This is a genomic window from Pseudomonas sp. FP603 (genome assembly GCF_030687415.1).
Classification (GTDB): domain Bacteria; phylum Pseudomonadota; class Gammaproteobacteria; order Pseudomonadales; family Pseudomonadaceae; genus Aquipseudomonas; species Aquipseudomonas wuhanensis.
The window spans coordinates 5,483,471-5,504,742 of sequence record NZ_CP117431.1 but is presented as its reverse complement, the minus strand read 5'-3'; the positions used below and the strand labels follow the sequence as shown (position 1 = coordinate 5,504,742).

Below are 21,272 nucleotides of genomic sequence, written 5' to 3'. Positions count from 1 at the left end.
CAGTGGCCTGGAGACTGTCGACCGCCTGAAACAGGAATCCCCTCCTGGACTGCCAGGTTCGAACTAACTCTCACGTAAAACGAGTAAAGCCCCTTACAGGGTTTACTCGTTTTACGTACTTCCCTAACCGGCTCTGATGCCAAAACCATCAGCACTCTGCCTGTTGAAAGCCCAATCCCAAATTGGCTGAGCTGCGCCTGTTGCCGGGTAGAAAGCCCACTGCGTTTTCAGGCCGGCGCGATCGGCAGCCCAACACCATCTGCGCTCAGTCTCAATACCTCGGTAAATATTTACGTAAGATTGCCACTCTGCCAACGAGGGAATCCGACCGCCCATCTGCGCAGCCCTCTGACTGCAGCTGGGATAGGAACCAAATATGCCAGTACCAAAAATACGGTACACATTTGAAGTCGATACCGAGTAGGAGGCCGTTTGATTCACACTGTCCCATACAGTGATTTGAGCACTGCCATTACCTTTGGAAATGACCCTCCCGGTGGAACTGTTTACCTCGGCGACCGCAGGATTACTTGAGGCATATCGATAGGGTGGAACACCACCGCTGGCACCTCTGTCGACAAAGGCGCCTGCAGGTGGATTCGGCGGTGTGACTTCCATGCGGAATATCCACGCAGACAACGAGACATGGCTGGTATTGATGGTCAGCGGCGGTATCGGTGAACGAACAGTAAAACCACGACTGTTCGATTCCCGCCCGGTAGCGATCGCGTAGGCCGTAATCCTGTGCCCGCCAACCCCCACGGAAAGCGTCGTACTCCAGGTGGTGCCATTGGCGCGCACCGTATGCCTGGGGCTGCCGTTATCGCGGATTTGCACTTCATGATTGGGCGATACCTGGCCTGTCAATGCGACCGAAGTCGCAATCGTGCTATCCCCATCCGGCAGTTCTACACCGGATGCCTTGACCGACGTCAGTGTCGGTCCGATGTGCGCGGCCACCACAAAGGTTCGAGCCGGACTCGATATCGGGCTGACCTCATACCGGGCACGAGCTGTAATGCTATAAAACTTGATTATCACGTCCAGAAGCAGTTCCCACTCACCACTGGGCTTGACTGTCACGGATCTTATTCTGTTGGCGCCATCATAAAGATCAACTTCCTCACGTGGGGTGGCCTTGCCGCTCACGGTGACTCGGGAGGCGTAAGTGGTGGCACCGTCGGCCACCGACGCACCTGCGGCATCGGTGACACTGGTGATGGTCGGCGAGATATGCGCGGCCACGGTAAATACTCGAGCGGGGCTCGACACTGGCCCGCTGCCATACAACGCTTTGACAGTCAGGCTGTAGCCTTTCAGTGTCAGGTTGTCGAATACATCGGTCCAGATGCCATCGGCCCCGACCTGGATGGTTTTTAATGGGGTGTCCCCATCTCGCAGTTCGATTTGCTCGTTGGCACTGGCTTTACCGCTCAGGGTAACGGACCGGTAATAGGTCGTGCCGTTATTGGCGATATCGCCTCTGATGTCGGTGACCGAGGAAATGGTCGGTGTAACGGCTTGAGCCACAATGAAGGTGCGTGGCGGGCTTGTCGTGGGCTCCACGTCGTACAGCGCTTCGATGCTCAGGCTGTAGGTTTTTACACTCAAGTTATTGAACCGGTGATTCCAGTTGCCTTTATCGTCAACATCCAGAGTAATGACGGGGGTCGTGCCGTCCAGCAGCCGAACCTGTTCGCCAGGTGTCGCGCCACCTTCTATCAATACGCTGTTGTCATAGGTGATTTTTCCCGGTTCGACCTCACCCTTGGAGTCCGTGATGGACGTGATGTCCGGCGTAACGGCAAAGTCGACGGTGAATGTTCGGGGCTCGCTGGAAACAGGGACCGCGTCATACAGTGCTTTGGCGGTGATGCGATAGCGTTTCTCCGTCAGATTGCTGACCTTTTTCCTCCAGACCCCGTCGGTACCAACCAGCGCGGTTCCCAGGGACAGGGACGGCTCTTCGAAAAGCTCGACGGTCTGTTCGCGTGTCGCCGTACCTTCCAGCGTAACCTCCTTATCCCGGGTCGTTCCGCCTTCAGGCACTTCGGCGCGGGCATCGATTACCTTGTCGATGATGGGCGTGAGGTAGTCGTATCGGGTTCTGATGGTCAGGGGCAATGCCGGGAAGTTGATCGCAGTATGTTGCTCAACACTGCCATCGAATGTCACCTGGCACACCACAGTCGCTGGCGAGGCGTGACCCAGTTTCAGCAGCTCGGTTCTGAGCACGGTTTCATTGAGGCCGTTGTCGAGGTGTATTTGAGTGATCTCTACGCCTTCAAGCAAATTGATGGGGTATGACGCCCCTGAGCCGGTCTTGCCTTCCAGCCACAGCCACACACGCTGCTTGAGCGCGATGTGCGGCCATGCCTTGACCTTGACGTCGGGGTTCCCGGTAAAGGTCATCAGGTCAAGAACACCCGCGGTTGCTTGTGGCACTTGCGGGCGCGGCAGCTCATTTTCGGGATCCTGAAAAGCCAGGATCCTCAAGCTCGTCGTCTCTGAATGAGTCGAGTAACCATAACGTTTCACGCCATAACTGACGCTCACCATCTTGTTGATATTGGCGCCAACGAACCAGGCGGCCAGCTGGAACAGCACACTTTTACTGTCATGCCCCGGCAGTTCCAGATCTTCGGAAGTGCCTGACCCCGGGACGCCCCGCCAATAAAGACCGATGATATCCAGTAGCGGGTCCATGCTGGCATAGCCGACCTTGATGTCGACACCGGCGAGCGCTTTCATCGGGTCAAGCGTGGCGTTCGATGGTTCACCCTCCGCTTGAATCACGTCCGGTGGGGGCAGTTCACCTACCAGATAGCCAATCATCAGATTCAATGTGTCCGAATAGCTGTACAAGCCCGTGGTGTGTTTGAGGGTGTAACGCACCTTGACATACAGCCCGATGCTGGCTGTAACAAAGTCGGCATCCACTCGGAACGGAACCGGTTTGCCTTCAGTCACCGTGGTGATGGGTAACCAGTCACTGGTACTGGCGAAGGGATTGGGGCTGATCCAATGGATGGTCAGAATTTCGCCCTTCTTGGCTCCCAGGTAGTCGACCAGCACGGTGACCTTATCGAACACCTTCGATGGATCGAGCACGTCGTCATTCGCCTCCGGCACCTTGGGCGCCGGCAACGTCGCAGGAATCGCCTGAACCTTGACCAGCAGGTGTTCGGATTCGCTCACTCCATAGATCGAAGCCTTATCATTGGACACTCGGTACCAGAGATCGAGGAGACCGTTGACCAACACGCTGATATGTTCACCTGAAATGTAAAACGTGATCTGTTTGTTCTCGGCGTCATTCCTGCTGACGGTATACTGCTCCTGATGCACATACGGCGTACCGTTGGATCGCGTACCCGCCCAGATCAGTACGATGAAGTCACCTTCGGCCATACCCGGGTACGCGACGTACACAGTGGCGAACTTCGTGTCGGGTTCCAGAATCTCGCCGACCACTTCGCGAAGCTCGGGCGCGGGGTGTGCATAGACATCGCCGATCACGCTGGCGAAAGTCCGCTTGGAGGAGAGAGGAGGATCGCCGTTTTTTTTGATTAGCACGTACGAGGCATCGGCCGAGCCCATAGCGATGGCACGGACTTCAGCATAAGGGACACTGAATTCAAGGATGCTGGGTACTTTCGTGATGAGCTGCGACAAAATGTGAATTAACGGTTTACCGATTTGCGGCGTGCCGATCCAGGTCATCCTGATCGTATCATCGACCTCGAATTCTCCCTCCCGGATATGAATCTGCACAGTGACGTTCTGTTGGTTCAATGCCTTGAGGTCAATGACGCCATTGTCCGCTTCCTTGATGATTGGCGGCTCCAGGCGCCAGGCGCCCGCTTCGACCTTCACAGTGGTGGTTTGTGACCACTTTTCCGAAAAGTTCCAAACCTGGTCATACACCTCGTACTGCACCAGCAGAGCCGGACTGTCGCCACCGGCCAGAATATCGGCCTGCTTGGCGATGATCACGATGGGGTCTATCCCGTCAACGTGCGCTTGCGTCAGCACGAAGGGTTCGAGAAAGACACTACCCCATTTTCCCTGGAGGGTATCGTGCACAGCGATATTGGGGTAGCGCGAAATCGTCATCGGCACCCCTTTCGCAGCCCACCCGGCATCGACACCGTTATCGATGACCTCTTGGGGCAACTGTACAGCCTTGAGTTCCGAGTGCCCGGGTTTGTGTGGTTCCTTGTCGGGACCACCAGGCCGGTCAAGCTTGACCAGCAGACGTCGCGGCACTGATGGGTCGTCTGGCGTCACTTCACCTTTGCGCAGCAATACGAAATAGCACTCTTCGATCCAGCCGGGCACGAACAGCGCCGCCGGCAAGTAAAAGAAAAAACGCAGGTTAACGTCCTCCGTTGTGACCACAAGGTGGAGTACCTTCTGCGTGTCCAGCCAAATGTCAATGGCGTCGCCTTCCTGCATCGATGTCCACGGATCGATGACACACAGCACGCCCTGATCGTGGTCTTCGACCACAGCAATGCTGATGCCGCCATCGCCATCCAGGATCGGTGCAACCATGCCTGCGATCATCAGAGGGTGCAGTGAAAGCAAGCCGACAACCTCTTCAAAAAGGGGAAACAGGTAGGGGCGAAACATGGTCATGAGCAGATCCTCGTCCAATTCGACGCAACGTTTCAAGTACAGAACAATGGAAAGGATTGGGCGCCAAGCGGACTGATCTGGCTACTGTCAGAACTAACAGGTGTGGATGGTTTTTCGACGAGTGGCAATGGGTGGCGGGACTGCGTCGGGCGGTGAAAGCCACCAGAGATACGCCAATGATGGCCCTGATGACCGGGCGGGTGGCACCCAGCACGCGGGGTAGAAACTGCCGAATGCTGCGATCCTGGCATCCGTTGTTTCACCACAGATCTTCAGAAAACAAAAAAGGCCCGCATCACTGCGGGCCTTCTTTTTTATAGCGGTGGAGGAGGGGTGTTAACCCGCCACCAACACCCGAATCGCTTCCAGTCGCAGCGCTGCTTTGTCGAGCATGGCCAGGCCTTGCTCACGTTGCTTGCGCAGGGCAACCAGTTCGCTGTCGCGCACGGTCGGGTTGACTGCTTGCAAGGCGGTCAGGCGCGCCAGTTCTTCGTCGGTATCGGCCGCCAGACGACGCTGCGCCTCGGCCACGCGCTCGGCGTGACGCGGGGTGATTTTCTCTTCGCCGGCGTTGATCCGTGGCGTCAGCTGGTCGCGCTGGGCCTGGATGAACTTGTTGGCGCTGGCGCGGGGCACGCTTTCCAGTTGATCGTTCAAGGTTTCGAACGACACCCGGGCCGACAGGTCATTGCCGTTGGCGTCGAGCAGGCAGCGCAGGGCGGCCGGTGGCAGGTAGCGGCCCAGTTGCAGCGAGCGCGGGGCAACCACTTCGCTGACATAGAGCAGTTCCAGCAACACGGTGCCCGGTTTCAGCGCCTTGTTCTTGATCAGTGCCACGGCGGTGTTACCCATCGAGCCGGACAGCACCAGGTCCATGCCGCCCTGAACCATCGGGTGTTCCCAGGTGATGAACTGCATGTCTTCGCGCGACAGTGCCTGGTTGCGGTCGTAGGTGATGGTCACGCCTTCGTCGTCGCCCAGCGGGAAGCTGGCATCGAGCATCTTCTCGCTTGGCTTGAGGATCAGCGCGTTTTCCGAATGGTCTTCGCTGTCGATGCCGAAGGCGTCGAACAGGGTTTCCATGTAGATCGGCAGGGCGAACTGATCGTCCTGTTCGAGAATCGCTTCGACCAGCGCATCACCTTCACCCGCGCCGCCAGAGTTGAGCTCCAGCAAGCGGTCGCGACCGGTGTGCAGTTCGTCTTCCAGACGCTCACGCTCGGCGCGGGCCTCGTCGATCAGCGCTTTCCACTCGCCATCGTCGGTCTCTTCCAGCAGCGGCAGCAGGCGCGGGCCGAACTGATGCTGCAAGGCGTTGCCGGTCGGGCAGGTGTTGAGGAAGGCGTTCAGCGCTTCGTGGTACCACTGGAACAGCCGCTCTTGCGGGCTGGTTTCCAGGTACGGCACGTGCAGTTCGATGACGTGCTTCTGGCCGATCCGGTCGAGACGACCGATACGCTGCTCCAGCAGGTCCGGGTGCGACGGCAGGTCGAACAGCACCAGATGGTGCGAGAACTGGAAGTTGCGACCTTCACTGCCGATTTCCGAGCAGATCAGCACCTGAGCGCCGAATTCTTCGTCGGCGAAGTAGGCGGCGGCGCGGTCACGCTCAAGGATGTTCATGCCTTCGTGGAACACCGTGGCCGGAATGCCGGAACGCACGCGCAGGGCGTCTTCCAGGTCCATGGCAGTTTCGGCGTGGGCGCAAATCACCAGCACTTTGGTGCGCTTGAGCATTTTCAGGGTGTCGATCAGCCACTCGACACGCGGGTCGAATTTCCACCAGCGCTCTTCTTCGTTGGCATCCGGCTGGGCCTGGAAGCTGACTTCCGGGTACAGCTCGATGTGATCGCCCAATGGCAGTTCGAGGTATTCGGCCGGGCACGGCAGCGGGTACGGGTGCAGTTTGCGCTCCGGGAAACCCTGCACGGCGGCGCGGGTATTACGGAACAGCACGCGGCCAGTGCCGTGACGGTCCAGCAGTTCGCGCACCAGACGGGCGCTGGCTTCGGTATCGCCATCGTTAACGGCGGTCAGCAGCGCTTCGCCTTCGTTACCGAGGAAGCCGTGGATGGTCTTGTGCGCTTCAGGCGACAGGCGCCCCTTGTCCAGCAGCTCCTGAACGGCTTCGGCCACCGGGCGATAGTTTTCGCTCTCGGCGCGGAAGGCGTGCAGGTCATGGAAACGGTTCGGGTCGAGCAGGCGCAGACGGGCGAAGTGACTGTCCTGACCGAGTTGTTCCGGGGTCGCGGTCAGCAGCAAGACGCCGGGAATGACTTCGGCCAGTTGTTCCACCAGCGAGTACTGAGGGCTGACCTGGTCTTCGTGCCACACCAGGTGGTGCGCTTCGTCGACCACCAGCAAATCCCAGCCGGCCGCGAACAGCGCGTCCTGGGCCTTCTCATCGTCCACCAGCCATTCAAGAGCAACCAATGCAAGCTGAGTGTCTTCGAACGGGTTGGCGGCATCGCTTTCGATGAAGCGTTCTTCGTCGAACAGCGCGACTTGCAGGTTGAAGCGGCGGCGCATCTCCACCAGCCATTGGTGCTGGAGGTTTTCCGGCACCAGGATTAACACGCGATTAGCGCGGCCCGAGAGCAGTTGGCGATGGATCACCAGACCGGCTTCGATGGTCTTGCCCAGGCCCACTTCGTCTGCCAGCAGAACGCGCGGCGCGATGCGGTCGGCGACTTCACGGGCAATGTGCAGCTGGTGCGCGATCGGTTGCGCACGCACGCCGCCCAGACCCCAGAGCGAGGACTGCAACTGGCGGCTGGTGTGTTCCAAGGTGTTGTATCGCAGGGAGAACCAGGCCAGCGGGTCGATCTGTCCGGCGAACAAACGGTCGCTGGCCAGACGGAACTGAATGAAGTTCGACAGCTGGGTTTCCGGCAGCGTGACCACTTCGTTCTGCGCATTGAGGCCGTGGTAGACCAGCAGGCCATCGACGTCGTCGACTTCCTGGACGGTCAGTTTCCAGCCTTCGAAGTGAGTGATGCTGTCACCCGGCGAAAACCGCACGCGGGTAAGGGGCGCATTCCGTAGCGCGTACTGGCGAGTCTCGCCAGTGGCCGGGTAGAGCACGGTCAACAAGCGGCCGTCCTGTGCCAGAACGGTGCCCAAACCCAGCTCGGCTTCGCTGTCACTGATCCAGCGTTGCCCCGGTTGATACTGCTGCGCCATGCTGCCTGACTCCCACCTTGAAAAAGCGGGCTATCTTAACGGAATGAGCCTTCAGGGCCAAAGGATTACATGCGCCGTTGATGGAGGATGCGAACTTTTCGGGAGATGAAGATCAAAAGATCGCAGGCTGCGCCAGCTCCTACGATGCCAGGTCGGTCACAAGTTTTCGACCGATGGCTCAAGTCGCCATTCCCGCAGCCGACAGCCTGCTGACAGGAGACTAATAATATGCTGCCACCGATGCTCCCCTTGAGCGCCGTGCCGATCACGTCACAGCAGGATCCGATTCGCCAGCGCCCGGATATTCCGCCCGTGGTGGCGGTGCAGGAAAGCTCCAACGAAAGCACCATCGACCTGCAAAAGCGCGACCCGGAAGAGGCGGGCCTGCAGCTGCGCGAGGAACAGCGTCGGCAGCAGGAACGGGAGCGGCGCCGTCGTGAGGCCGATGAAGATCCTGAAGAGCACCTGGCGATTCCCGGTAATGAGCTCAATGCCGACAACACCGTACCGGTGGTGCCGTTGATGGAAGATCAGCCCCGTCAGGGGTTGTGGGTGGATATCGAGATCTGAAGTGTTGGATCACTGGTCAGCGTCCGCGCCAGACCGCATTATTGGCGTAATCCTGTCGCCTTTAGCCGGCAGTTGAATTCATTTCCAAGCGATGCACTGAACGCCATGAGCCAAGATGACAAGCTGATTGACCTCAACACCGAACGCGCCAAGCGGGTTCATGACCTAAATGAAAAGCGTCTGAACGAAGTACGCCAGGCATTCGAGCAGGCGATGCCGCTGGGCAAAGCGAAGAAAAAGCCGAAGAACAAACCGAAAAAGCGTTGAAACACCCTGCATCGGTTGATGCAGGTCAGTTATTTCCCTTCCTTTTACGCCTGTCTCGGGCGGCATTGATCCCGGTCAATTTTCTCTCCTGCCTGATTGGTTAACTTAGCCCCATCGCAACAGGGCAAGTGCAGGAGGCCAGTCATGTTTTTCGACAACGTGGTGATCGCCGGGGTGCTGACTGTCGGCCTCATGGTTCTGTTTTTTGCAGGGTTTGGATTTTTTATCTGGAAGGATTCGCACAAGCGGAAAAAACCGTAGGTCTTTCTGGAGCAATGAGCACGCAAGGCATTTTGGGCGACTTCGGTCGCCCTTTTTTTTTGTGCGCGAAAATCTATCAGGTGTACACCGAACCACTGTGGGAGCGGGCTTGCCCGCGATAGCGGTATGTCTGTTACATCAATGTCTGATCTGCCACCGTCATCGCGGGCAAGCCCGCTCCCACAGGGATCGCTGGTGTAGCGAAAATTGCAGCAATAAAAAAGGCGCGAACCTCACGGAACGCGCCTTTTTCAGTAGCGGTGTATCAGCTACCCAGTGCCTTCGACGCCAGCCAGAACAGGCCGGCCGACAGGGCCACGGTGGCTGGCAGGGTCAGGACCCAGGCCAGCAGGATGGTTCTGACGGTACCGCCTTGCAGACCGCTTTTGTTGGCGACCATGGTACCGGCCACGCCTGAAGACAGCACGTGGGTGGTGGAAACCGGGAGGCTGAAGATGTTTGCCGCGCCGATCATGCACGCGGTGGTGATCTGCGCCGACATGCCTTGGGCGTAAGTCATGCCTTGCTTGCCGATCTTCTCGCCAATGGTCAGTACCACGCGTTTCCAGCCAACCATGGTACCCAGGCCGAGAGCCAGTGCGACCGCCAGAATCACCCAGAACGGGGCGTATTCGGTGGTGGTGGTCAGGTCTTTGCGCAGTTTGTCCAAGTCAGCTTTTTCACGAGCAGCGAGACCAGGCAGCTTGGCGACTTTCTTCGCGGTGTCGTCCAGGCAGAGCAGGTAGCGACGTACTTCGATGCGGCTTTCCGACGGCAACGAATGGTAGTCGGCTACACCTTTAAGGGTGCCAAGCAGCGCTGAAATGGTCGGTTCGGTCTGTTGCGGGTTGCAACGGAATTTCTCCGGCAGATCGCCTTTCACGCTTTTGCCCAGTGCCAGGAACTCACCCAGGGATTCGCGGTTACGCTCGTAGAACTGACTCAGGTGCAGGGTCGCATCGCGAGTCCGTTCGATCTGGTAGGTGGTGCTGTTCAGGTCGAGAACGAACTGCGCCGGCACAATACCGATCAGCACCAGCATGATCAGGCCGATACCTTTCTGGCCATCGTTCGAGCCATGCACGAAGCTGACTGCCATCGCCGAAATCACCAGCACCAGACGGTTCCAGAACGGCGGGTGTTTCTTATCGTCGATCTTGCGGCGCTGTTCCGGTGTCTTGTGCATCTTGGACAGCGGACGCCACCACTTAAGACTGATCAGCACCAGGGCTGCGATCAGGAAACCGGCCATCGGCGAGAACACCAGGGACGCACCGATATCGATCGCCTTCTGCCAGTTCACGCCATCGGCCAACGGAATGTCGTTGATCAGGGCGTTGGCCAGACCGACACCGAGGATCGAACCGATCAGCGTGTGGGAGCTGGAGGCCGGGATACCGAAGTACCAGGTACCCAGGTTCCAGGTGATGGCGGCGGCGAGCAACGAGAACACCATGGCCAGTCCGTGACCGGTGTTCACATTGATCAGCAGTTCTACCGGCAGCAAATGGACAATGGCATACGCCACGCCCACACCGCCCAGCAGCACGCCGAGGAAGTTGAACACACCGGAAAAGAACACCGCCAGATGAGGCGGCATGGCTTTGGTGTAGATAACAGTGGCCACCGCGTTTGCGGTGTCATGAAAGCCGTTGATGAACTCGAAGGCGAGGACAAAGGCCAGGGCGAGCAAGAGGCTCACAAGCACCCAAGCATCCAGTCCGCTGAATAAATCGATCATGAAGGTTTTCTGACCCGGTCGTAAGGGGGCGCGATTATGCCAGAAAAGACTGCTAATCGATGCACTTGCTGCTCATCGGTAACATTCTTCAACGAATTAATTTGTGGCAATCCCCCAGGGGGCGGGTTTTTTCAGGGTTTTACAAGTCGTTGAATTTACTTGGAAAGGCCGTAGCCACAAGGGTTTCTCCCGACGGAGCGAGAGACTTGAACGCTTGTGTGAAATATCTTGGAAGAGCGCCAGACAGGAGCCATTTGCCTCATCCAACGGATGAGGGGGACCGCTGCCCGCTTGTAGCGGGCGCGAAAAGCAACATCCATACAACCCGCTTTTAACGGGTGCAGACGCAGGCTCTTGAAAGGATTCAAGCCGAGGCGGTCATGGCTCTTCGGCTTTGAGTTCCTTTTCCATCTTCTGCAATTCCTGGGAGAAGGCCTGGTCCTGAACGGTGGCGCGTTTACGCCAGGGTTTGCGTTCGGGTTCGGGCTGAGCGGCGTAGGTGGTGACTTCCCCGCCGTAAACTTCCTTGTAACGTTGTTCCTGGCGCTCAAGTTCCGCGCGCAGTTCGTCTTTCGTCACAGTGCTACCTGATTGAGTTGAGATTAATTCTGGTGAAACGCGCTGCATTGATTCATTGACCACGCTCGTTGAAGGGACAATACCTGACACGGCATCGTTCCCTCGGAGCAATCAATTCGTCCTTTGTTGCAGGCGGCCACGGCACCAGAGAAAAACAGCTGACGTAGCATCAGTCTCCTGTTTCAGCGAGCGCGTTGGCGGAGCATATGAAATGAGCGTCAGGCGCTTGCTGCGGACAGCGACAATGGATATTGCGCTGCCGGTTGGCGGAATCGGCACGTAAAAAACCGGTCGCCACTGAGATGTATTATAGCGGTCGATCCGAAGAACACTATCTCTTGAGAGTTAAAAGTAGTTCCTCGTGTGTGATTGTTTTGTTACTCGCAAACTTTTACCGGTAACTACAGTGCCGTGATGCCAGTTACAGCGGTGACTTTCTGGCGCCATTAAGCCGAACAAATTAGTACACCTGTGCTTCTTTAAATCATGACCGAAAATAACAAACGTATTGCATAGGGACTGAAAGCAGTATGGCTCACCATAAGCAGCCATTGATTGCGATTATCGGCCTATGGTTCGATAATCGCCCAATCTTGGTGGCCGATGGCTTGTGTGTCAGACCGGGGGCCGCTTGTAATAGTCGCTGATCCGTGTGGGAAACAACCTGATATGAACGATCAAATGCGCAATTCCTTCGCTTCAGTGGCACCGCCGATCGTTGCCTCGCCCGCCAAGCGAATCCAGGCCCTGACCGGTGACCCGGATTTCATGACCTCCCTGGCCCGTGGTTTGGCGGTGGTGCAGGCGTTCCAGGAGCGCAAGCGGCACCTGACGATTGCGCAGATCAGCCATCGCACGGAAATTCCCCGCGCCGCAGTGCGACGTTGCCTGCATACGCTGATCAAGCTCGGCTACGCCACCACCGATGGGCGTACTTATTCGCTGCTGCCCAAAGTACTGACCCTGGGCCATGCCTATTTGTCGTCGACGCCATTGGCGGTGTCTGCCCAGCCGTATCTGGACCGCATGAGCGAGCAACTGCACGAGGCCTGCAACATGGCCACGCTGGAAGGTGATGACATTTTGTACATTGCGCGCTCGGCGACCACCCAGCGGCTGATTTCCGTCGACCTCTCGGTGGGCGGGCGACTGCCGGCCTATTGCACATCCATGGGCAGGATTCTTCTCGCCGCGCTGGACGATACGTCGCTGCGCGAGTACCTCGACCATGCCGAGCTGCAAGCCAAGACCAGTCGCACCTTGCATACCCCCGAGGCGTTGCTCGAATGCCTGCAAGAGGTAAGGCAACAAGGCTGGTGCATCGTTGATCAGGAACTGGAGCAGGGCCTGCGCTCGATTGCCGTTCCGGTGTACGACGCTTCCGGGCAAGTGGTGGCGGCGTTAAACGTCAGCACCCATGCCGGCCGGGTCAGTCGCAGCGAGCTGGAACAGCGTTTCCTGCCCGGCCTGCTAAGCGCCAGTCGTGATCTGAGCGCGCAACTCTTTGCCTAAGCTGTTCGATAAACGCACAGAGTCGCGTTTATCGAATTGACGCTCTTTCCCTTGGATCATTAATGTCGCGGCAGCGTCATCCGGCACTCGTTGGCCTTCAGCCGCCGGATCACGCCCCAATAATAATGAGAAGAGGCATCGTCATGCGCACGTTTCCCGACTGTCGCCGTTCCCACCGGTTTAGCTGCCGAAACCGAATTGCCTGATCCCGACCTCCTTTTCTTGTGACAGCGTCAGCCCCCGCTGACACCTGTTCGACTGCGTTCTTTGCGTGGAATAAAAATAATGAACCAGCCTCAGTCTGCTGTAGGAAACTGCCTCGACGTGCAGTCCTTCATCAACGCTCAACCCATTTCGCGCTACCAATGGCGGGTGGTGATCCTGTGTTTCCTGATTGTCTTCCTCGATGGCCTCGACACCGCGGCCATGGGTTTTATCGCGCCGGCACTGTCCCTGGACTGGGGCATCGATCGCGCCAGTCTCGGCCCGGTGATGAGTGCGGCGTTGATCGGGATGGTCTTCGGCGCCTTGGGTTCCGGCCCGTTGGCTGACCGCTTTGGGCGAAAAGTCGTACTGGTGGGCGCGGTACTGTTGTTCGGCGCGTTCAGCCTGGCCTCGGCCTACAGCACCAACGTCGATCAGCTGCTGGTGCTGCGTTTCCTCACCGGCCTGGGCCTGGGCGCCGGCATGCCGAACGCCACCACACTGCTGTCCGAATACACCCCGGAGCGCAAAAAGTCCCTGCTGGTGACCAGCATGTTCTGTGGCTTCAACCTTGGCATGGCCGGTGGCGGGTTCATCTCGGCCAAACTGATCCCGGCCTTCGGCTGGCACAGCCTGTTGATGATCGGTGGGATTCTGCCGCTGATTCTCGCCGTCGTCTTGCTGTTCTGGTTGCCGGAATCGGCGCGCTATCTGGTGGTGCGCAATCGTGGCACGGACAAAGTGCGCAAGGCCCTGGCACCCATCGACCCGACGCTGGTGGCCCAAGCTTCGAGCTTCAGGGTGCCGGAACAGAAAACCGTGAAGGCCCGCAATGTGTTTGCGGTGATCTTCTCCGGCACCTACAGCACAGGCACGTTGTTGCTGTGGCTGACGTACTTCATGGGCCTGGTGATCGTTTACCTGCTGACCAGTTGGTTGCCGACACTGATGCGTGACAGCGGCGCGAGCATGGAGCAGGCCGCATTCATTGGTGCGCTGTTCCAGTTCGGTGGAGTGTTGAGCGCAGTGGGCGTGGGCTGGGCGATGGACCGGTTCAATCCACACAAGGTCATCGGCATTTTCTACTTATTCGCCGGGGTGTTTGCCTACGCGGTAGGGCAGAGCCTGGGCAGCATCACATTGCTGGCAACCCTGGTGCTGGTGGCCGGGATGTGCGTCAACGGTGCGCAATCGGCGATGCCGTCGCTCGCGGCGCGGTTTTACCCGACTCAAGGGCGGGCGACCGGTGTGTCGTGGATGCTCGGGATTGGCCGTTTCGGCGCGATTCTCGGTGCATGGATGGGAGCAACGTTGCTGGGCCTGGGCTGGAATTTCGAACAGGTGCTGACGGCGCTGGTGATTCCAGCCGCGTTGGCGACCACAGCGGTGGTGATCAAAGGCATGGTCAGCCATGCGGATGCGACCTGAGGGCAATTTCCGAGATGTGATCGTTCCCACGCGGAGCGTGGGAAACGATCGGCGCAGGAGATCGGTAGGGAGATAACAATCTGTTCGATAAACGAACACTCAGTCGATTATCGGATTGTTTGGCGTTTTCCAGGGGCTTACTCTTCAGTCATTCCGGCGCTGAATCTCGCGCCTTTTTCTACCACTGTCGGTTCATAACAAAACGGGAGCCTGCCCCATGGCTGAAATCCTTTCGCTGCATGACGCGGTAAAGCAGTTCGTCAACGACGGCGATACCGTCGCGCTCGAAGGCTTTACTCACCTGATTCCTACGGCGGCCGGTCACGAAATCATCCGGCAGGGCAAGAAAGATCTGACCCTGGTGCGGATGACGCCCGACTTGATCTACGACCAGTTGATCGGTGCCGGTTGTGCTCGCAAGCTGATCTTCTCCTGGGGCGGTAACCCGGGCGTGGGCTCGCTGCACCGTCTGCGTGACGCGGTCGAAAGGCAGTGGCCGCATGCGCTGGAAATTGAAGAACACAGCCACGCCGACCTGGCCAATGCCTACGTCGCGGGCGCTTCGGGCTTACCGTTCGCGGTGCTGCGTGCCTACGCTGGTTCCGACCTGCCAAAGGTCAACCCGCTGATCAAAACCGTCACGTGCCCATTCACCGGCGAAGTGCTGGCGGCGGTGCCTTCGGTGCGCCCCGACATTACCGTGATTCACGCGCAGAAAGCTGACCGTCAAGGCAATGTGCTGCTGTGGGGCATTCTCGGCGTGCGAGAAAGAAGCCGCGCTGGCCGCCAAACGCTGCATCGTCACCGTCGAAGAAATCGTCGACGACCTCAATGCGCCGATGAACGCTTGCGTGCTGCCGACCTGGGCCTTGAGCGCGGTCTGCCACGTACCAGGCGGCGCGCATCCGTCCTACGCCCACGGTTACACCGAGCGCGACAACCGCTTCTACCAGGCCTGGGACCCGATTGCCCGCGACCGTGAAACCTTCACCGCGTGGATCAATGAGTACATCCACGGTTGCGCTGACTTCAGTGAGTTCCAGGCCAAGCTGGCCGCTGCTTCGGAGGCCAAGTAATGACTTACACCACCAATGAAATGATGACTGTTGCCGCCGCCCGCCGTCTGAAAAACGGTTCGGTGTGCTTCGTCGGTATCGGCCTGCCGTCGAAAGCCGCCAACCTGGCACGTCTGACTTCCTCGCCAGACGTTGTCCTGATCTACGAATCGGGTCCGATCGGTGCCAAGCCGAGCGTATTGCCACTGTCGATCGGTGACGGTGAGCTGGCGGAAACCGCCGACACCGTCGTCCCGACCGGTGAGATTTTTCGCTACTGGTTGCAGGGCGGGCGCATTGACGTCGGTTTTCTCGGCGCCGCGCAAGTCGACCGCTTCGGCAACATCAACACCACGGTGGTGGGTGACTACCATCAGCCGAAAGTTCGCCTGCCGGGTGCCGGTGGCGCGCCGGAGATCGCCGGTTCCGCCAAGAGCGTGCTGATCATCCTCAAGCAGTCGGCGCGTTCCTTTGTCGACAAACTCGACTTCATTACCTCGGTCGGCCATGGTGAGGGTGGGGATTCACGCAAGCGTCTCGGCCTGCCGGGCGCCGGTCCTGTTGGCATTATTACCGACCTGTGCATCATGGAGCCTGAAGCCGGCACCCATGAATTCGTGGTGACCGCGCTGCATCCAGGCGTGACCCGCGAGCAAGTGATTGCTGCCACCGGTTGGGCAATTCGTTTTGCCGATCAGGTGGAAAATACCGCCGAGCCAACCGAGGTCGAACTAACCGCGCTGCGCGATCTAGAAGCCCGCACCGCGGCGGCCCACGGCCAAGCACCTGGAGAAGCCTGATGCGTGACGTTTATATCTGCGACGCCATTCGCACCCCCATCGGCCGTTTCGGCGGTGGCTTGTCGGCGGTTCGCGCCGATGACCTTGCCGCCGTGCCGATCAAGGCGTTGATGGAACGCAACCCGTCGGTGGACTGGAACGCGGTGGACGAGGTGTTCCTCGGCTGCGCAAACCAGGCCGGCGAAGACAACCGCAACGTGGCACGCATGGCGTTGCTGCTGGCAGGCCTGCCGGAAACCATTCCAGGTGTGACCCTCAATCGCCTGTGCGCTTCGGGCATGGACGCAATCGGCACAGCATTCCGGGCCATCGCCAGTGGCGAGATGGAGCTGGCGATCGCCGGCGGCGTCGAGTCCATGTCTCGCGCACCGTTCGTGATGGGCAAGGCTGATGCGGCGTTCTCGCGCAACATGAAGCTGGAAGACACCACCATCGGCTGGCGCTTCATCAACCCGTTGATGAAAGCCCAATACGGCGTGGATGCGATGCCGCAGACCGCCGATAACGTGGCCGACGACTACCAGGTGTCCCGCGCCGATCAGGATGCGTTCGCCCTGCGCAGTCAGCAACGCACGGCCGCCGCGCAAGCCGCAGGATTTTTCGCCGAAGAAATCGTCGAAGTGCGCATTGCCCACAAGAAGGGTGAAAGCGTCGTCACGCAGGACGAGCATCCTCGCGCTGATACGACACTGGAAACCCTGGCCAAACTCAAACCGGTCAACGGCCCGGACAAAACCGTCACCGCCGGCAACGCTTCCGGCGTGAACGACGGTGCGGCGGCGTTGATTCTGGCCTCCGGCGACGCGGTGAAGAAACATGGCCTGACTGCCCGCGCTCGCGTGTTGGGCATGTCGAGTGCCGGTGTCGCACCCAGGGTGATGGGCATCGGCCCGGTGCCAGCGGTGCGCAAATTGACTGAGCGCCTGGGTTTGGCGGTCAGCGATTTCGACGTAATCGAACTCAACGAAGCCTTCGCCAGCCAGGGCTTGGCCGTGCTGCGTGAACTGGGATTGGCGGATGACGCGGCCCAGGTCAACCCGAACGGTGGCGCCATTGCCTTGGGCCATCCGCTGGGCATGAGCGGTGCACGCCTGGTACTGACCGCGCTGCATCATCTGGAAAAAACCGGTGGCAAGAAAGGCCTGGCGACCATGTGCGTCGGTGTCGGCCAGGGTCTGGCCTTGGCGATCGAACGGGTCTGACACGCTGACTGTGAATTAAAAGCGTCGACTAATAAGAACTGAGGAAAGCGCAATGACTGACAAACCTGGTTACCGTCGCCCGCAGGCGGGCACTCAGCCGGAATACCTGCACCCTCCTTATCAATCCACCAACCTTCGCTCGCCGTCCAAGCCGTTGGTGTTTTTGCCTCATTCGCTGTCGGAAATCACCGGCCCGACCATTGGCGCCGAGCGCATCCAGGAGCAGGACAACGACCTGACTGCCCAGCACTCGGGCGAACCACTGGGTGAGCGGATCATCATTCACGGCCGTGTGCTGGATGAAAACGGTCTGCCGGTACCGGGCATTCTGGTGGAAATCTGGCAGGCCAACTCTGCCGGTCGCTACGCCCATGCGCGCGACCTGCACGACGCACCGCTGGACCCGAACTTCACCGGCACCGGCCGTACGGTGACCGACGCCGATGGCTGGTATCAGTTCCAGACCATCAAGCCTGGCGCCTATCCGTGGGGTAACCACCACAACGCCTGGCGCCCGGCGCACATCCATTTCTCACTGTTCGGGCCGAGTATTCTCACGCGCCTGGTGACCCAGATGTATTTCCCGGGCGACCCATTGCTGGCCTACGACCCGATCTACAACTGCGTGCCCGATACCAGCGCCAAAGAGCGTCTGATCGCCAGTTTCGATCTGGAAAAAACCATCCCTTCCTACGCCCTCGGTTATCGCTGGGACATCGTCTTGCGCGGCCGCGATGCCACGCCGATGGAGAAATAAGATGACGCTGAACGCGACCACGTCCCACACCGTCGGGCCGTATTACCACATTGGCCTGACCTGGCTGAACCGCGAAGACCTGACCGTCGCACAGACCCTCGGCGAGCGCGTGGCAATCACCGGGCAAGTCGTCGATGGCAACGGCGACTTCGTCAACGATGCGATGCTCGAAGTCTGGCAGGCCAACGCCGCCGGCAAGTACGACCATCCCGAAGACGATCAGGACAAACCCCTGGACCCGAACTTCGAAGGGTTTGGCCGGGTGCCGGTGGATGCAGAAGGGCGCTTCCGCTTTACCACGATCAAGCCGGGCACAGTGGAAGGCCTGAAGGGCACGACCCAGGCGCCGCATTTGGTGGTGCTGGTGTTTGCTCGTGGGTTGGTGAAGCACTTGCTGACGCGGATTTACTTTGATGGCGAACCGGCTAACGTGGCGGATCCGCTGCTGGAATGCGTGCCTGCCGAACGTCGCAGCACCTTGCTGGCGAAAAAGGATGCGGCGGGTGTTTATCAGTGGAATGTGATTCTGCAGGGGACGGATGCCGAGACGGTATTTTTTGATTATTGATTGAACGCCACAAAACCTGTGGGAGCGGCGGTGCGGCGATCCGACTTGCCCGCGATAGCGTTGGGTCAGTCACCATTAATGCTGGATGTGACTCAGTCATCGCGGGCAAGCCCGCTCCCACAGGGATAGCATTGCCCAATTGTGGAATGGGTTTGTTGCAAAGTGTGCCTAGACTCGAAATTGTTCACTGGTACGTGACGGTGATGATGGCGGTGGCGTTCCTGTTCAGCCTGCGTCTGCCGAAACAGGCGAAGTATTTGCAAAACGACCTTTGATCTTTACGCGGGGGCCTGACCGGCCCACGCCTGCAAGGACTGTTTATGAACCAGCGACCGGGCAATCAATTGTTCGATGCCTACTTCACGGCACTCGACATGCGTGACGTGTTCTGCGATCAGGGCCGGGTTCAGGCCATGCTTGATTTCGAAGCGGCACTGGCCCGGGCCGAGGCGCGGGTTGGCCTGATTCCGCAGACGGCTGTCGCGTCTATCGAAGCGGCATGTCGGGCCGAGCATTACGACTTCGCCGCGCTTGGTGAGGCGATTGCCACGGCGGGCAATTCGGCAATTCCGCTGGTCAAGGCATTGGGCAAGCAGATCGCCAAGGACGATGCCGAAGCCGAGCGTTACATGCATCTGGGCGCGACCAGCCAGGATGTAATGGACACCGGTCTGGTGCTGCAACTGCGCCGTGCGCTGGAATTGATCGAAGCTGATCTGATGCAGTTGGGGGAAACCCTCGCGACCCAGGCCTGGCGTTACGTCGCCACCCCATTGGCCGGACGCACCTGGTTGCAACACGCGACGCCCGTCACCCTCGGCATGAAAATCGCCGGTTGGTTGGGGGCGGTGACGCGCAGCCGTCAGCGTCTGCTGGAACTCAAACCGCGCCTGCTGGTGCTGCAATTCGGCGGTGCTTCCGGCACCCTCGCGGCCCTCGGCGAGCAGGCGATGCCGATTGCCGAAGCCTTGGCCGCAGAACTGCAACTGACCTTGCCGGATCAACCCTGGCACACCCAGCGTGATCGTCTGGTGGAGTTTGGCGCGGTGCTTGGGTTGATCGCCGGCAGCCTCGGCAAACTCGGCCGCGACATCAGCCTGTTGATGCAGACCGAGGCCGGCGAAGTGTTCGAACCTTCGGCACCAGGCAAGGGCGGTTCCTCGACCATGCCACACAAACGCAACCCGGTGGGTGCGGCGGTGTTGATCAGTGCGGCAACGCGGGTGCCGGGTTTGCTCTCGACCTTGTTCAGCGCGATGCCGCAGGAACACGAGCGCAGCCTGGGCTTGTGGCATGCCGAATGGGAAACCCTGCCGGAGATCTGCTGCTTGGTGTCAGGCAGCTTGCAGCAAGCGCTGTTGGTGGCCGACGGCCTGGAAGTGGATGCCGACCGAATGAAGCGCAACCTCGACCTGACCCAGGGCCTGGTGCTGGCCGAAGCCGTGAGCATCGTGCTGGCGCAACGGGTCGGTCGCGACACCGCGCATCATCTGCTGGAGCAATGCTGCAAGCGCGCCGTGGCCGAGCAACGTCATCTGCGCGCGGTACTCGGCGACGAGCCGCAGGTGACTGCCGAGCTGTCGGACGCTGAACTCGATCGTCTACTGGACCCCGCCCATTACCTCGGTCAGGCCCATACCTGGGTCGAGCGAGCGGTGGCTGAACATTTTGCGTTGACTGCCTGAAGGAGACTGCTGTGGCATTCGTACAACTCGCCGAGGGCGAACTGCACTACCAAATTCAAGGGCCGCAACTCGATGGACCGGCGGATGCGCCGGTGCTGGTGCTGTCCAACTCACTGGGCACCGACCTGCACATGTGGGACGCGCAGATCCCGGCGTTCACCGAGCATTTCCGGGTGCTGCGTTTTGATACCCGGGGTCACGGCAAATCGTTGGTGACGCCGGGGCCGTACAGCATCGATCAGTTGGGCCGCGACGTGCTGGCGCTGCTGGATGCCTTGCACATCGAACGCGCGCATTTCTGTGGCTTGTCCATGGGCGGGTTGATCGGTCAATGGCTGGGGATCAATGCCGGCCAGCGTTTGAACAAACTGATCGTGTGCAACACCGCGGCGAAAATCGGCGATCCATCAGTGTGGAATCCACGGATCGAAACCGTGCTGCGCGATGGCGCGGCGGCGATGGTCGCCCTGCGCGATGCGTCGATTGCGCGCTGGTTCACCCCGGACTTTTCCTCGGCCAATCCGGCCGCGGCGAAGCAGATTACCGACATGCTCGCGGCCACCTCGCCTGAAGGTTACGCGGCCAATTGCGCGGCGGTACGTGACGCCGATTTCCGCGATCAGTTGTCTTCGATCAAGGCGCCGCTGCTGGTGATCGCCGGCACTGAAGACGCGGTCACGCCGCCGTCGGGCGGGCATTTCATTCAGGAACATGTGCGGGGCGCCGAGTACGCGGAGTTCTACGCCGCGCACCTGTCCAACGTCCAGGCCGGCGCTGCGTTCAGCGACCGGGTACTGGCGTTTTTGTCAGCTCATTGAG

Annotated in this window: 15 protein-coding genes and 1 pseudogene; 12 read left to right on the top strand and 4 right to left on the bottom strand. The window is 59.4% G+C overall.

Features of this window, described 5'->3' with window-relative positions; translation table 11 throughout:
* Positions 1-123 precede the first annotated feature (123 nt).
* Both PSH65_RS25470 and rapA read right to left on the bottom strand, forming a co-directional pair.
* Positions 124-4,641, bottom strand: a complete 4,518-nt coding sequence (locus PSH65_RS25470) for an Ig-like domain repeat protein (protein ID WP_305423071.1) — start codon at positions 4,639-4,641, stop codon at positions 124-126.
* 336 nt (positions 4,642-4,977) lie between these two features.
* Positions 4,978-7,824 carry an RNA polymerase-associated protein RapA gene (gene rapA, locus PSH65_RS25465; RefSeq protein ID WP_305423070.1) on the bottom strand — a complete coding sequence of 949 codons (2,847 nt, stop codon included), beginning with the start codon at positions 7,822-7,824 and terminating at the stop codon, positions 4,978-4,980.
* A gap of 228 nt (positions 7,825-8,052) precedes the next feature.
* Between rapA and PSH65_RS25460 the strand changes: the two genes are divergently transcribed.
* The 3 genes from PSH65_RS25460 to ccoM all read left to right on the top strand — a co-directional run bounded on the left by PSH65_RS25460 (position 8,053) and on the right by ccoM (position 8,922).
* Positions 8,053-8,394: an aspartate-semialdehyde dehydrogenase gene (locus tag PSH65_RS25460; RefSeq protein WP_305423068.1), complete on the top strand. Its 342-nt coding sequence runs from the start codon at positions 8,053-8,055 to the stop codon at positions 8,392-8,394.
* A gap of 105 nt (positions 8,395-8,499) precedes the next feature.
* Positions 8,500-8,661 (top strand): hypothetical protein, encoded by a 162-nt coding sequence (locus PSH65_RS25455; RefSeq protein WP_007906621.1) that lies wholly within the window; start codon positions 8,500-8,502, stop codon positions 8,659-8,661.
* Between the two features lie 144 nt (positions 8,662-8,805).
* On the top strand, positions 8,806-8,922 hold the full coding sequence (ccoM, locus tag PSH65_RS25450) for a cytochrome c oxidase subunit CcoM (protein ID WP_007906619.1): 117 nt from the start codon (positions 8,806-8,808) through the stop codon (positions 8,920-8,922).
* Between the two features lie 265 nt (positions 8,923-9,187).
* Here ccoM and PSH65_RS25445 read toward each other — a convergent pair whose 3' ends face one another.
* Both PSH65_RS25445 and PSH65_RS25440 read right to left on the bottom strand, forming a co-directional pair.
* Positions 9,188-10,663, bottom strand: coding sequence for an inorganic phosphate transporter (locus PSH65_RS25445; RefSeq protein WP_063342708.1), 1,476 nt, complete (start codon positions 10,661-10,663; stop codon positions 9,188-9,190).
* Positions 10,664-11,041: 378 nt separating this feature from the next.
* Positions 11,042-11,242, bottom strand: coding sequence for a hypothetical protein (locus PSH65_RS25440; protein WP_007903846.1), 201 nt, complete (start codon positions 11,240-11,242; stop codon positions 11,042-11,044).
* 669 nt (positions 11,243-11,911) lie between these two features.
* Between PSH65_RS25440 and pcaR the strand changes: the two genes are divergently transcribed.
* The 9 genes and pseudogenes from pcaR to pcaD all read left to right on the top strand — a co-directional run bounded on the left by pcaR (position 11,912) and on the right by pcaD (position 21,271).
* Entirely contained in the window at positions 11,912-12,754 is an 843-nt protein-coding gene (pcaR, locus tag PSH65_RS25435) for a pca regulon transcriptional regulator PcaR (protein WP_007903845.1), read from the top strand.
* A 285-nt stretch (positions 12,755-13,039) separates the two neighbouring features.
* Entirely contained in the window at positions 13,040-14,386 is a 1,347-nt protein-coding gene (locus PSH65_RS25430) for an MFS transporter (protein ID WP_305423064.1), read from the top strand.
* 217 nt (positions 14,387-14,603) lie between these two features.
* A pseudogene (locus PSH65_RS25425) lies at positions 14,604-15,462 on the top strand (CoA transferase subunit A).
* On the top strand, positions 15,462-16,241 hold the full coding sequence (locus PSH65_RS25420; RefSeq protein ID WP_305423063.1) for a CoA-transferase subunit beta: 780 nt from the start codon (positions 15,462-15,464) through the stop codon (positions 16,239-16,241). The pseudogene PSH65_RS25425 and the gene PSH65_RS25420 overlap by 1 nt, the downstream one beginning before the upstream one ends.
* Entirely contained in the window at positions 16,238-17,443 is a 1,206-nt protein-coding gene (gene pcaF / locus PSH65_RS25415) for a 3-oxoadipyl-CoA thiolase (protein ID WP_305427050.1), read from the top strand. Before PSH65_RS25420 ends, pcaF begins: the two co-directional genes overlap by 4 nt.
* A 52-nt stretch (positions 17,444-17,495) precedes the next feature.
* Positions 17,496-18,200, top strand: coding sequence for a protocatechuate 3,4-dioxygenase subunit beta (pcaH, locus tag PSH65_RS25410; protein WP_305423062.1), 705 nt, complete (start codon positions 17,496-17,498; stop codon positions 18,198-18,200).
* Position 18,201: 1 nt separating this feature from the next.
* The gene (pcaG, locus tag PSH65_RS25405) at positions 18,202-18,768 is read left to right on the top strand and encodes a protocatechuate 3,4-dioxygenase subunit alpha (RefSeq protein WP_192344303.1); all 567 of its coding nucleotides are present in this window, start codon (positions 18,202-18,204) and stop codon (positions 18,766-18,768) included.
* A 320-nt stretch (positions 18,769-19,088) separates the two neighbouring features.
* On the top strand, positions 19,089-20,453 hold the full coding sequence (locus PSH65_RS25400; RefSeq protein ID WP_305423060.1) for a 3-carboxy-cis,cis-muconate cycloisomerase: 1,365 nt from the start codon (positions 19,089-19,091) through the stop codon (positions 20,451-20,453).
* An 11-nt stretch (positions 20,454-20,464) separates the two neighbouring features.
* Positions 20,465-21,271, top strand: a complete 807-nt coding sequence (gene pcaD, locus PSH65_RS25395) for a 3-oxoadipate enol-lactonase (RefSeq protein WP_305423059.1) — start codon at positions 20,465-20,467, stop codon at positions 21,269-21,271.
* Position 21,272 lies beyond the last annotated feature (1 nt).

Excerpts from the sequence above, each read along its gene's own strand:
- PSH65_RS25470 (WP_305423071.1), bottom strand. The coding sequence starts at position 4,641 with ATGACCATGTTTCGCCCCTACCTGTTTCCCCTTTTTGAAGAGGTTGTC.
- rapA (WP_305423070.1), bottom strand. The coding sequence starts at position 7,824 with ATGGCGCAGCAGTATCAACCGGGGCAACGCTGGATCAGTGACAGCGAA.
- PSH65_RS25460 (WP_305423068.1), top strand. The coding sequence starts at position 8,053 with ATGCTGCCACCGATGCTCCCCTTGAGCGCCGTGCCGATCACGTCACAG.
- PSH65_RS25455 (WP_007906621.1), top strand. The coding sequence starts at position 8,500 with ATGAGCCAAGATGACAAGCTGATTGACCTCAACACCGAACGCGCCAAG.
- ccoM (WP_007906619.1), top strand. The coding sequence starts at position 8,806 with ATGTTTTTCGACAACGTGGTGATCGCCGGGGTGCTGACTGTCGGCCTC.
- PSH65_RS25445 (WP_063342708.1), bottom strand. The coding sequence starts at position 10,663 with ATGATCGATTTATTCAGCGGACTGGATGCTTGGGTGCTTGTGAGCCTC.
- pcaR (WP_007903845.1), top strand. The coding sequence starts at position 11,912 with ATGAACGATCAAATGCGCAATTCCTTCGCTTCAGTGGCACCGCCGATC.
- PSH65_RS25430 (WP_305423064.1), top strand. The coding sequence starts at position 13,040 with ATGAACCAGCCTCAGTCTGCTGTAGGAAACTGCCTCGACGTGCAGTCC.
- PSH65_RS25420 (WP_305423063.1), top strand. The coding sequence starts at position 15,462 with ATGACTTACACCACCAATGAAATGATGACTGTTGCCGCCGCCCGCCGT.
- pcaH (WP_305423062.1), top strand. The coding sequence starts at position 17,496 with ATGACTGACAAACCTGGTTACCGTCGCCCGCAGGCGGGCACTCAGCCG.
- pcaG (WP_192344303.1), top strand. The coding sequence starts at position 18,202 with ATGACGCTGAACGCGACCACGTCCCACACCGTCGGGCCGTATTACCAC.
- PSH65_RS25400 (WP_305423060.1), top strand. The coding sequence starts at position 19,089 with ATGAACCAGCGACCGGGCAATCAATTGTTCGATGCCTACTTCACGGCA.